This window comes from Enterobacter nematophilus (genome assembly GCF_026344075.1).
Taxonomy (GTDB): domain Bacteria; phylum Pseudomonadota; class Gammaproteobacteria; order Enterobacterales; family Enterobacteriaceae; genus Enterobacter; species Enterobacter nematophilus.
The window spans coordinates 58289-70379 of sequence record NZ_JAPKNE010000007.1 but is presented as its reverse complement, the minus strand read 5'-3'; the positions used below and the strand labels follow the sequence as shown (position 1 = coordinate 70379).

The 12091-nt window shown below is 58.1% G+C and carries 10 protein-coding genes; 4 read left to right on the top strand and 6 right to left on the bottom strand.

Annotation, left to right across the window (positions count from 1 at the left end; genetic code table 11):
* Positions 1–35: 35 nt before the first annotated feature.
* A complete protein-coding gene (gene ypfH / locus OSH03_RS17215) occupies positions 36–731 on the top strand; it encodes an esterase (protein ID WP_061097434.1) in 696 nt (231 codons plus the stop codon).
* Between the two features lie 92 nt (positions 732–823).
* On the opposite strand, the gene OSH03_RS17210 is transcribed toward ypfH, so the two are convergent.
* Genes OSH03_RS17210 through OSH03_RS17200 form a run of 3 tightly spaced genes read right to left on the bottom strand, consistent with a single transcriptional unit; the run spans position 824 to position 2533 of the window.
* On the bottom strand, positions 824–1021 hold the full coding sequence (locus tag OSH03_RS17210) for a YpfN family protein (RefSeq protein ID WP_013098222.1): 198 nt from the start codon (positions 1019–1021) through the stop codon (positions 824–826).
* A 24-nt stretch (positions 1022–1045) separates the two neighbouring features.
* Complete coding sequence (gene dapE / locus OSH03_RS17205) at positions 1046–2173, bottom strand: succinyl-diaminopimelate desuccinylase (RefSeq protein ID WP_266179666.1); 1128 nt, start codon at positions 2171–2173, stop codon at positions 1046–1048.
* Positions 2174–2176: 3 nt separating this feature from the next.
* A complete protein-coding gene (locus OSH03_RS17200) occupies positions 2177–2533 on the bottom strand; it encodes an ArsC family reductase (RefSeq protein ID WP_193030364.1) in 357 nt (118 codons plus the stop codon).
* A 387-nt stretch (positions 2534–2920) separates the two neighbouring features.
* On the opposite strand from OSH03_RS17200, the gene ypfM reads away from it, so the two are divergent.
* Positions 2921–2980 carry a protein YpfM gene (gene ypfM / locus OSH03_RS17195; protein ID WP_015572204.1) on the top strand — a complete coding sequence of 20 codons (60 nt, stop codon included), beginning with the start codon at positions 2921–2923 and terminating at the stop codon, positions 2978–2980.
* A 99-nt stretch (positions 2981–3079) separates the two neighbouring features.
* On the opposite strand, the gene acrD is transcribed toward ypfM, so the two are convergent.
* Together acrD and narQ are read right to left on the bottom strand one after the other, a co-directional pair.
* The gene (acrD, locus tag OSH03_RS17190; RefSeq protein WP_266179665.1) at positions 3080–6193 is read right to left on the bottom strand and encodes a multidrug efflux RND transporter permease AcrD; all 3114 of its coding nucleotides are present in this window, start codon (positions 6191–6193) and stop codon (positions 3080–3082) included.
* A 142-nt stretch (positions 6194–6335) separates the two neighbouring features.
* The gene (gene narQ / locus OSH03_RS17185; protein WP_266179664.1) at positions 6336–8030 is read right to left on the bottom strand and encodes a nitrate/nitrite two-component system sensor histidine kinase NarQ; all 1695 of its coding nucleotides are present in this window, start codon (positions 8028–8030) and stop codon (positions 6336–6338) included.
* Positions 8031–8264: 234 nt separating this feature from the next.
* Here narQ and nudK point away from each other — a divergent pair, with 234 nt between their 5' ends.
* The gene (nudK, locus tag OSH03_RS17180) at positions 8265–8855 is read left to right on the top strand and encodes a GDP-mannose pyrophosphatase NudK (protein ID WP_061097438.1); all 591 of its coding nucleotides are present in this window, start codon (positions 8265–8267) and stop codon (positions 8853–8855) included.
* Positions 8856–8964: 109 nt separating this feature from the next.
* Positions 8965–10008 carry a DUF1176 domain-containing protein gene (locus OSH03_RS17175; protein ID WP_266179663.1) on the top strand — a complete coding sequence of 348 codons (1044 nt, stop codon included), beginning with the start codon at positions 8965–8967 and terminating at the stop codon, positions 10006–10008.
* Between the two features lie 78 nt (positions 10009–10086).
* On the opposite strand, the gene tkt is transcribed toward OSH03_RS17175, so the two are convergent.
* Positions 10087–12075: a transketolase gene (gene tkt / locus OSH03_RS17170; RefSeq protein ID WP_061097440.1), complete on the bottom strand. Its 1989-nt coding sequence runs from the start codon at positions 12073–12075 to the stop codon at positions 10087–10089.
* Positions 12076–12091 lie beyond the last annotated feature (16 nt).

The following is a 12091-nucleotide window of genomic DNA, read 5'->3' as shown; positions in this document are numbered from 1 at the left end:
GCGTAAAATCCTGCTCATCAATTAAGGAGACCGCCATGAAACACGACCATTTTGTTGTTCAAAGCCCGGACAAACCGGCTAAACAGTTACTGCTCCTGTTTCATGGCGTGGGCGATAATGCCGTCAACATGGGACAGATTGGCCGCTGGTTTGCGCCCGTTTTTCCGGAAGCATTGATTGTCAGCATCGGCGGCGTGGAGCCGTGCGGCCCAGACGGACGGCAGTGGTTCCCGGTTCAGGGCGTGACGGAAGAAAACCGTCAGGCGCGCATTGATGCGATCATGCCCACCTTTATCGACATCGTGCGCTACTGGCAGCAGCAGAGCGGCGTAGGCGCTGACGCAACGGCGCTGATCGGCTTCTCTCAGGGGTCAATCATGTCGCTGGAAAGCGTAAAAGCGCAGCCGGGTCTGGCTTCACGCGTCATCGCGTTTAACGGGCGTTATGCGACGCTGCCGACAAGCGCGACTACGCAGACCACCATCCATCTCATTCACGGCGGTGAAGACCGGGTGATTGAGCTTTCGCATGCGGTAGCTGCCCAGGAAGCGCTGGTGCGCGAAGGCGGGGATGTGACGTTGGATATTGTGGACGATCTGGGCCATGCGATTGACGACCGCAGCATGCAGTTTGCGCTCGACCATCTGCGCTATACCGTGCCGAAGCACTACTTTGATGAAGCGCTCAGCGGCGGTAAGCCGAATGATGATGATATTGTAGAGTTTATATAAACAATTTCCCCCTCACCCTAACCCTCTCCCCAGAGGGGAGAGGGAACATGGTCCCCCTCGCCCCTCTGGGGAGAGGGGCGGGGGGGAGGGGATTACTTCTTCTGGTCTTTCTTCGGCCAGTCGTCGTCATCGTCCCACTTGTCGTTAAAATCACGGTGCGGCGGGAGATCCGGCTTATTCGCGAGAAACTTTTTGTGGTCCACGCGCTTAAGGTCTTTAATCACGTTCAGCAGTACGCCGACCAGAAACACCAGCACCAGAATCCACCAGTACTTTGCAAGCCAATCCATTCGCTATTCCTCTCTGAGCGTTCGTCAGGCGACGAGTTGCTCCATAATACGTTGATACATTCGGGCCAGCAGTTGTAAATCGGCTGCGTTCACACACTCGTTGATTTTGTGAATCGTCGCGTTAACCGGACCCAGTTCGACAACCTGTGCACCCATGCGGGCGATAAAGCGTCCGTCTGAGGTGCCACCCGTCGTCAGCAGCTGCGGCTTAATTTCATTATAGTGCTCAATGGCGTTCACCACCGCATCCACCAGCTTGCCGCGCTGCGTCAGGAACGGCTGGCCGGAAAGCCACCAGTCAACGGTGTAGCGCAGGCTGTATTTTTCCAGCAGAGCGACAACGCGCGCTTTGATCGTCTCGTCGGTCAGTTCGGTGCTGAAGCGGAAGTTGAACTGGACGAAAAGATCTCCCGGGATGACGTTGTTGCTGCCGGTTCCGGCCTTGACGTTCGCAATCTGCATGCTGGTCGGCGGGAAGAACTCGTTGCCTTTATCCCACTCGATGCCCACCAGTTCGTTCAGCATTGGCGCAGCGCGGTGGACCGGATTATCGGCCAGATGCGGGTAGGCCACGTGCCCCTGAACCCCATGTATGGTCAGGTTACAGGTCAGCGAGCCGCGGCGACCGTTTTTGACGACATCACCCACCACTTCGGTACTGGACGGCTCGCCGACCAGACAGTAGTCAAGACGCTCGTTGCGCGCCATCAGCGCCTCAACGACCTTCACGGTACCGTTATGGGCGCTGGCTTCTTCGTCGGAGGTGATCAAGAACGCGAGACGGTTTTTGTGGTTCGGATGCTGAGCCACAAAGCGCTCTGCCGCCACCACCATCGCCGCCAGCGAGCCTTTCATGTCTGCCGCGCCGCGGCCGAAGAGCATGCCGTCGCGGATGGTTGGCTCAAAAGGCGGGTTAATCCAGCGATCGGCGTCACCGACGGGAACAACGTCAGTGTGCCCGGCAAAGGCCAGCGTTTCGCCCTGGCCCCGCCACGCCCAGAAGTTCTGGGTGTCGCCAAAATCCATGCGCTCAACGGTAAAACCGATAGCGCGCAGGCGCTCAATCATTAATGCCTGACAACCTGCGTCGTCCGGGCTAAGGGAGGGACGGCGAATAAGCTGTTGAGTCAGCTCAATGACCGGGCATGACATACACTACACCTCAACGAAAAAGTCAGAATAAAGGGTTTCACTGAAACCCAGCAGCATAGGCTGACCTGGCTTGCAGAGCAATGGGCGTTTGATAATTGCCGGCATATCGAGCATCAGCTTTGCCGCGCTGTCGGCGTCAACGATGCTGGCGCGCACGGATTCGTCCAGCTTGCGCCAGGTGGTGCCGCGGGTGTTCAGCAGCGCCTCCCAGCCCAGTTCGTTAATGGCGGTATGCAGAAATTCTTCATCAAGCCCGTCGGCACGGTAATCGTGGAAGCGGTACTCGACGTTATTGGTTTCCAGCCAGCGGCGCGCTTTTTTGATGGTGTCGCAATTTTTAATGCCGTACATCACAACCATGTTGAATCCTTTTGCTCTTATGGCGATTAAATGTTCAGTAAATTCGAAGATATATCTTTAAGCGGAATATAACACATTCAGGAATCGTCTGGATTCACGCTTCTTATTAATTCAACTCACACTTGTACGCTGAATATACTTTCACCATTTAAGCATAGATGTCCACCGGGTTTAAATTCCGAATAAACTCAGCGCGTAAAATAAAACTCAGCCGTTCGCAGGGTTATTTCAAAATATTGCTGGCCGTCACACAAAATTTAAGCCCCTCCGTTCATATTTATCATAAATCCCCAACGTTGGCGGGGTACAATCACAGCGATTGGTTAAACAGTCTTCACAATGATGATACGTTTTCGTAGAATGCGCATAATAATAAGAGAGGTTGTTATGATTGAACGTGAACTGGGGAACTGGAAAGATTTTATCGAAGGCATGCTTCGTAAATGACATTCAGTAAGAATTGCAAGAGCACTAAAATAACCATAGTGTGAATTAATCACACAATAAAAAGGCGGCCGAGTAAGCCGCCTTTTTTATGGCTGCGGGTTATTCCTGCCGCTCCCGGAGCGGGAAGCGACGACGCACCAGCACAAAGAACAGCGGCACAAAATAAATCGCCAGGATGGTGGCCGAAATCATCCCACCCATGACGCCGGTACCCACCGCATGCTGGCTGCTTGAGCCTGCACCCGTGCTGGTTGCCATCGGCAGTACGCCAAAAATAAACGCCAGTGAGGTCATCAGGATCGGACGTAAGCGCTGGCGGCAGGCGTGCAGCGTGGCGGCCATCAGCTCGTGGCCCTTGGCATTCATCTCGTTGGCAAACTCAACGATCAGAATGGCGTTTTTCGCCGACAGGCCGATCACCGTAAGTAGCCCCACCTGGAAGTAAACGTCGTTCTCCAGGCCGCGCATCCAGGTCGCCAGCAGCGCACCGATAACCCCAAGCGGCACCACCAGCATGACCGAGAACGGAACCGACCAGCTCTCATACAGCGCGGCAAGGCAGAGGAAGACCACCAGCAAAGAAAGCGCATAGAGGGCAGGGGCCTGCGCGCCGGAGAGGCGCTCCTGGTAAGACATGGCCGTCCATTCCAGACCAAACCCGGCGGGCAGCTGCTGCACCAGTTTTTCCATGGTGTCCATGGCGGTACCGGTGCTGACGCCCGGCGCGGCTTCCCCGACGATTTCAACTGCCGAATAGCCGTTGTAGCGCTCCAGGCGCGGCGAACCGCTCTCCCAGCGCGACGTGGCAAAGGCGGAGAAGGGGACCATCCCGCCGGAGTTATTGCGTACAAACCAGCGGTTAATATCATCCGGCAACATGCGGAACGGCGCGGCTGCCTGGACATACACTTTTTTCACGCGGCCGCGATCCATAAAGTCATTGACGTAGCTAGAGCCCCATGCGGTTTGCAGGGTGTCGTTGATATCGTCGATCGAGACGCCCAGCGCCTGCGCCTTACGCTGGTCGATATCCACCTGAAGCTGCGGGCTGTCGTCAAGACCGTTGTGACGAACGCGGGTCAGGCCGGGATCTTTCCCTGCAAGTTCCAGCAGCTTGTCGCGCGCGGCCATCAGCGCCGAGTGGCCCGCGCCGGCGTGATCCTGCAGCTCCATATCAAACCCGGCGGAACTGCCCAGGCCGCTGATCGCGGGCGGGCTGCTGGCAAAGACGCGCGCCTCTTTAATGCGTGCAAACGCTTTGGTTGCCCGTTCGATGATGGCGAACGAGGTTCCCGTTCTGGCGTCGCGTTCGTCCCAGTCTTTCAGGCGGACAAACATGCGGGCGACGTTCTGCCCGTTCCCGCCCGGGCCGGAGCCGACGGTAGAGAAGACCGAGACAACGTTATCTTTCTCTTTGGTGAAGAAGTACTGCTCAACGTTCTGAACCACCTTCAGCGTCTGCTGCTGCGTGGAGCCGCTCGGGAGCTGCACCGAGGTGATGAACATCCCCCGGTCCTCCTGCGGCAGGAACGAGGTGGGAAGATGCAGGAACAGCCACACGATGCCGCCCAGCAGCACAACGTAAATCATCATCCAGCGCAGGCTGCGGTGCAGCACTTTACCGACGGCAGATTCATACCGCTCGGCATTGCGGTTGAACATACGGTTAAACCAGCCGAAGAACCCTTTCTGGCCGTGATGTTCCCCTTTGTGCAGCGGCTTGAGGAGGTTGGCACAGAGCGCGGGGGTGAGGATCAGCGCCACCAGCACGGAGAGCACCATTGCCGAGACGATGGTGATTGAGAACTGACGGTAAATCGCCCCGGTTGTACCGCCAAAGAAGGCCATCGGGATAAAGACCGCCGACAGCACCATCGCGATACCGACTAACGCCCCCTGAATTTGTCCCATTGATTTGCGCGTCGCCTGACGCGGGGAAAGCCCCTCTTCGCTCATGATGCGCTCAACGTTTTCGACCACCACGATGGCATCGTCCACCAGCAGGCCAATCGCCAGCACCATGGCAAACATCGTCAGGGTGTTGATGCTGTAGCCGAACGCGTAAAGCACCGCAAAGGTGCCCAGCAGCACCACCGGGACGGCAATGGTGGGGATCAGCGTGGCGCGGAAGTTTTGCAGGAACAGGTACATGACCAGGAACACCAGGGCGATCGCTTCCAGCAGGGTTTTGACCACGTCCTCAATCGAGGCTTTAACGAAGGAGGTGGTTTCATAGGCGACTTTGTACTCCAGCCCGTGCGGGAAATACTGCGATAGCTCGTCCAGACGGTCTAATACCAGCTTCGCCGTCGCCATTTCGTTTGCGCCGGAGGCCAGCTTGATCCCCAGGCCGGAGGCCGGGTTGCCGTTAAAGCGGCTCAGGTAATCGTATTTCTCCGCACCCATTTCCACCGTAGCAACGTCGCCCAGACGCACTTCCGAGCCGTCCTGATTCACGCGCAGGGTGATGTTGCGGAACTGGTCCGGGGTCTGAAGCAGAGATTGCGAATTAATGGTGGCGTTCAGGGCCTGTTTATCGACGGAAGGCGTGCCTCCCAGTTGCCCCACGGCAATTTGGGCGTTCTGGGCTTTGATGGCGTCCGTTACGTCGGTTGCCGTCATCTGATAGCTGTTCAGCTTGTTGGGATCCAGCCAGATACGCATCGAGTACTGTGAGCCGTAGGCGTCGATATCCCCCACGCCGTTAATACGGCTAAGCGGGTCCTGAATATTACTGGCGACGTAGTCCGCAATGTCCTGTTTATCCATTGAGCCATCGGTGGAGACAAACGCGATGGTCAGAATATTGGTATCACCGGTTTTACGCACGGTGACGCCCTGGTTCTGCACGGCCTGGGGCAGCTTACGCATGGCCGACTGCAGCTGGTTTTGTACCTGCTGCACCGCTTCGTCCGGGTCGGTGCCCGCCTCAAAGCTCAGGGTAACCGTGGCCTGTCCCGTGGCGCTGCTTTGGGAGGACATGTACATCAGATTATCCAGACCCGTCATGTTCTGCTCGATAACCTGCGTCACGGTATTTTCCAGCGTTTGTGCGGAGGCGCCGGGGTAGTTTGCTGTGATACGCACGTTAGGCGGTGCCAGATCGGGGTATTGCTCAACGGGAAGAGAAGTAATCGCCAGGACACCTGTCAGACACAACAGGATGGCAAGCACCCAGGCAAAAATGGGGCGATCGATGAAAAAATTCGCCATGAAAGTGTGACCTCGTTTTGCTGCACGTCATTATTGTTTATTGCCCGCATAACTTTAGCGGTAAGGCCCAGGCCAAACGTGGAGAAATAAAGGAGATAATGTAAATTATCATGCGCTTTTCCCTGCGCTTCCCCCTTTACCGTTATTTACCTGTTAACGGCGCGGGGGCGGGGAACGTCACGCTGACCTGCGTGCCGCCGTTTTGCGGCTGCGCGAAGTGCAGCACTCCGCCGAGCCGCTGCGCGCGTTCTCGCATAATGTTCAGCCCGTAGTGTCCCGGCGGCTCGCTGGCCTCGCCAATCCCGATGCCGTTGTCGCGAATGCTGACGCTGTGCGTGCCGTCCACGGCGGTCACGCAGCTGACGGCGATCTCGCTGGCCTGCGCGTGCTTAATCGCATTCAGGACGGCCTCCCGCACGATCTGCAGCAAATGCACCTGCTTCTGCGCGTCAAGCGCCAGGGAGGAGAGGCGGCAGTCGAGGTGCAGCTTCGCCTGCGTCTGGCTCTGCAGGGCATCGAGAGACTCCTGCAGCGCCGCGGGTAAATTCGCATGGTTTAGCGTCAGGCGGAAGGTGGTCAGCAGCTCGCGCAGCTGCTGCCAGGCGTTGTTCAGCTCGCGGGAGAAGTCGGTGATGATCGTCTGCGCGGGGGCATTTTCCGCCGGCACGGCGTGCTTAAGCAGCGTGAGCTGGATCCGCAGATAGGAAAGCACCTGCGCCAGCGAATCGTGCAGCTCGCGGGCGATGGTGGCGCGCTCCTCCATCAGCAGCAGCTGCTGGTAATGCTTCTGCGCCTGGTTAAAGTACAGCCCGCGTCCGAGCATGGTCGCCACGCTTCTCATCAGCGGAAGCGGAACGCTGCCCGTCTCGCTTTGCCAGCGCAGCTCGCCGTAGAGGGTGTCCTGCATCAGCACCGGCAGGGTTTGCAGGGAAATGCCGTTCACCTCTGTTCCTTCACACAGCCGCCAGTCGTCGCTGGTGCGTAGCTCCAGGTAATTCATCTGCGTGTATTCATGCACAATCTGCAAGATATGCCGGAAGCACAGGCTGTCTATCTGCCCGGTATTGAGCGCCTGGGAGCATTTGAACAGCATGTCGAGCTGCTGGTGGGCTTCATGCAAATGCCGCGTCTTTTCCGCGACGGAGGCTTCGAGCGACCGATAGAGCGTATGTAGCTCGCCCGACATATGGTTGAAGGCGCGGGAGAGCTGGCCCAGCTCGTTGGGGAGCGCGGTGTCCGGCGCCGGAGTGGTAAATTCCCCTCGCTCAATCCGTTCGCTGGCGGCCACCAGGTTGTTCAGCGGCAACACCACCTGGCGGCGGATGCGCCGCAGGGTAAACAGCGTCAGGAGCAGGATACCGATCGCGCCAGCCAGAGAGAGGAGGGTCACCGTCTGGATTTTATTTTCGGTGTAGTGCTGGAGGGCGAGCACAAAGGCATCAATGCGGCCGACAAAATCCTCAATGTGAGCGTCATACCATGCGCTGTCGCCGCGGGCGATGTGCTTGTCCATGTCCAGCCAGGCAACATGCAGCTGCTGATAGCGCGCCTTGACGTTGTCCGGGACGTACCAGCGGTTCAGCTTCTCCAGGGAAGGCGCGCTTAACGTTCGCTGCCAGTTCTCGCGATGCGCCATAAGGGAGGGGCTGTTGCGCTGCATCTCGTAGCCGAGGCGGTAGCTCTGCATGCGCAGCGAACCCGCAATGTTGATAGCTTCGGCGTCACGCTGGCTGCTCGCAAGCGTCAGCAGGGCGACGGTGCTGGTCAGCACGGACAGGGCAATAATCGAAAAGAAAGCCCAGGCAAGGCTTCCGGAAACGGGGCGTTTAACGGTCACGGAACGGATCTCTGCATAAAATGGCTCAGCCACAGGTCACGGGCAGTTGTACATTGCCTGATAACGCGGTAGCGAGCAAATAGCTTATTCATACTAAAGATAAGGTTATCGGGTTAAGGGCCTGTGGGCATTAACCTGAAATCTGGCGGGAAGAGACGCGCTGCCTGAGCCGACGGACGACAAAGCGGGCTTCACGGGGTAGTATAAACGGACTCATTTAGCCGTGGAGCCCGTATGTCCCTGAACATTACCGTTATCAAAGACAAAATCCTTTCTGAAAATTACTTTGTCCTGCGTAACATCACTTACGATTTAACCCGTAAGAACGGTGACGTAATTCGCCACAAACGCGAAGTCTACGACCGGGGCAATGGCGCAACCATTCTGCTGTATAACCGTGAAAAGCAGAGTGTGGTGCTGATTCGCCAGTTTCGGGTCGCGACCTGGGTCAACGGCAACGCGGACGGGCGTCTGATTGAAACCTGCGCCGGCCTGCTTGATGACGATGAGCCGGAAGTCTGCATCCGCAAGGAGGCCGTTGAGGAGACCGGTTTTGAAGTGGGCGAGGTGCAAAAAGTCTTTGAGCTTTTCATGTCCCCAGGCGGGGTGACCGAGCTGGTTCATTTCTTCATTGCGGAATACACCGATGCCCAGCGCACGCATCGCGGCGGCGGCGTGGAGGATGAAGACATTGAAGTGCTGGAAATGCCTTTCACCCAGGCCGTTGAGATGGTGAAAAGCGGCGAGATCCGCGACGGTAAAGCGGTGATCCTGTTGCAATATCTGCAAACCAGCGGCTTGATGAATCTCAAACCGATGCCGTGATAACCTGCATTTCAGATAAATCTATCCGATAAATCCGATTGAGCCCGCCCGCCCTGGGCACGAAGATACGCCCCAGATTGACCTTTTCGTTTCCGGGGCTGTGCCATTCATGCGCTACTGCGTTTTGCTTCTCTTCTTTTTCTGCGTGCTACCCGCGCCTCTGGTGTGGGCTGCACCTGCGCAGCAGTCTTTTTCAGACTGGCAGGTTACCTGCAATAACCAAAATTTTTGTGTTGCCCGGAATACCGGCGAGCATCGCGGTCTGGTCATGACGCTGAGCCGTAGCGCAGGGGCGAAAACGGACGCCAGCCTGCGCATCGATCTCGGCGGGCTTTCGGCCCCGCCGGTTAAAGAGCCTGATATTGCCCCGCGCCTGCTGCTCGATAACGTTCCGTTAAAGCTCAATTCTCAGCACTGGCAGTTAACCCCCTGGCATCTCAAAACTGACGATACGGGTACCATCACCACGTTTCTGAAAACCATTCAGGAAGGGCAGGCGCTGACCCTGCGCGGGGGGAAGCAGGCGATCTCGCTGGTCGGTCTGAAGGCGGCGCTGCTGTTCATCGACGCCCAGCAGAAGCGCGTTGGCAGCGAAACGGCGTGGATTAAAAAAGGGGATAGCCCGCCGCTGAGCGTGCCTCCTGCACCAGCATTAAAAAAGGTGGCCGTGGTAAACCCGACGCCGACGCCGCTGACGCATAGCGAGCTGAACGATCTGCTGGACTATGGGACCTGGCGGATGAACAACAGCCAGTGCTCGCTGGATCCTAACCGCCGTGAAGTACGCGTCACTGCATTAACGGATGACAAAGCGCTGTTGATCGTCAGCTGTGAAGCGGGAGCCTATAACACGGTCGATCTGGCGTGGCAGGTATCACGTAAAAAACCGTTCGCCGCCCGCAGCGTCAGGTTACGTTTGCCGTTTACTCCCTCCAGCCAGAGCAGCGACATGGAGCTGATGAACGCCCGCTTCGATGAGAAAACGCGCGAGCTGACGACGCTGGCGCTGGGACGCGGTATCGGAGACTGTGGGATCCAGACGCGCTGGCGTTTTGACGGCCAGCGCTTCCGCCTGGTGCGCTATGCGGAAGAGCCAAGCTGCGATAGCTGGAATGGGCCAGACGCCTGGCCCACGCTGTGGATCACGCGGTAGTTTTACCGGGTGGCGGCTTACAACACCTCGAACCGTAGGCCCGGTAAGGCGAAGCCGCCACCGGGCACGAAGACCGCATTACAGCACGCTCAGCGCCTTCTCCACCACGTTCTCAACGGTAAAGCCGAAGTACGGGAACAGCTTGTCGGCAGGGGCCGATTCACCGTAACCCCGCATGCCCACAATTGCCCCTTTCAGCCCTACGTACTTATACCAGTAGTCGGCAATACCCGCTTCCACCGCCACGCGCGCCGCAACGCTGGAAGGCAGCACCGATTCCCGATACGCCTCGTCCTGGGCGTCAAAAATATCCGTTGAAGGCAGAGATACCACGCGCACCGCGTGGCCTTCGGCGGTCAGTTTCTCCGCCGCTTTCACCGTAATCTCCACCTCAGAGCCGGTGGCAATCAGGATCACGTCCGGCTTGCCGCCGCTGTCTTTCAGGATGTACCCGCCGCGGGCGATGTTTTTTACCTGCTCCGGCGTGCGCTCAATCTGCGTAAGGTTCTGGCGTGACAGGATCAGCGCCGTGGGTCCGCTGTGGCGCTCAACCGCCAGCTTCCAGCCCACCGCCGCTTCCACCTGGTCGCACGGACGCCAGGTGCTGAAGTTTGGCGTTAAGCGCAGGCTCGCCAGCTGCTCCACCGCCTGGTGCGTTGGCCCGTCCTCACCCAGCCCGATGGAGTCGTGGGTGTAAACCATGATCTGCCGGGCCTTCATCAACGCCGCCATGCGCGCCGCGTTTCGGGCGTACTCGACGAACATCAGGAATGTGGCGGTATAGGGCACGAAGCCGCCGTGATGGGCGATGCCGTTGGCAATCGCGGTCATCCCGAACTCGCGCACGCCGTAGTGGATGTAGTTCCCGGCAATATCCTCTTTCAGCGATTTAGAGCCGGACCAGATGGTCAGGTTGCTTGGCGCCAGATCCGCCGAGCCGCCGAGCAGCTCAGGCAGGATCGGGCCGATGGCGTTGAGGGTATTTTGCGACGCCTTACGGGTAGCGATTTTCGCCGGGTTAGACTGCAGGTTTTCAATCAGCGCCTGGGTTTTATCGTCCCAGTCCTCCGGCAGGCCGCCGCTCATGCGGCGGGAAAACTCGGCGGCCAGCTCCGGGTGCGCTTTTTTGTAGGCGGCAAATTTTTCGTTCCAGGCCTGCTGCGCTTTTTCACCCGCTTCGCGCGCATCCCAGGCTCTGTAGATCTCTTTCGGGATCTCAAACGGCGGGTATTTCCAGCCAAGCTTCTGGCGGGTTAACGCCACTTCCTCTTCGCCCAGCGCCGCGCCGTGCGCCTCTTCTTTGCCCGCTTTGTTCGGCGAGCCGAAGCCGATGGTCGTACGGCAGATAATCAGGGACGGTTTGTCCTTAACGCTCTGCGCTTCCTGAATCGCTTTTTTCACCGCCTCAGGATCGTGGCCGTCGATCTCGTGCACCACGTGCCAGTGATAGGCCTCAAAGCGTTTTGCCGTGTCGTCGGTAAACCAGCCCTCGGTTTCCCCGTCGATGGAGATGCCGTTGTGGTCGTAGAAGCCAATCAGCTTGCCGAGCCCCAGCGTGCCCGCCAGCGAGCAGACCTCGTGGGAGATCCCCTCCATCAGACAGCCGTCACCCATAAAGACGTACGTGTAGTGGTCGACAATCTCGTGGTCCGGCTGGTTAAACTGTGCGGCCAGCGTGCGCTCGGCAATCGCCAGCCCGACCGCATTCGCCAGCCCCTGGCCCAGCGGCCCGGTAGTGGTTTCCACGCCCGGGGTATAGCCGATTTCCGGGTGGCCCGGCGTTTTGGAGTGCAGCTGGCGGAAGTTTTTTAGCTCCTCAAGCGGCAGATCGTAGCCGGAAAGGTGCAGCAGGCTGTAGAGCAGCATCGAGGCGTGGCCGTTAGAGAGAATAAAACGGTCGCGGTCGTACCAGGTCGGGTCAGTGGGGTTGTGCTTCAGGAAGTCGTTCCACAGCACTTCGGCAATATCGGCCATCCCCATTGGGGCGCCGGGGTGGCCGGAATTGGCTTTTTGTACGGCATCCATGCTGAGGGCGCGAATGGCGTTGGCGAGCTCTTTACGGGACATAGTTCACTCCGTGGCA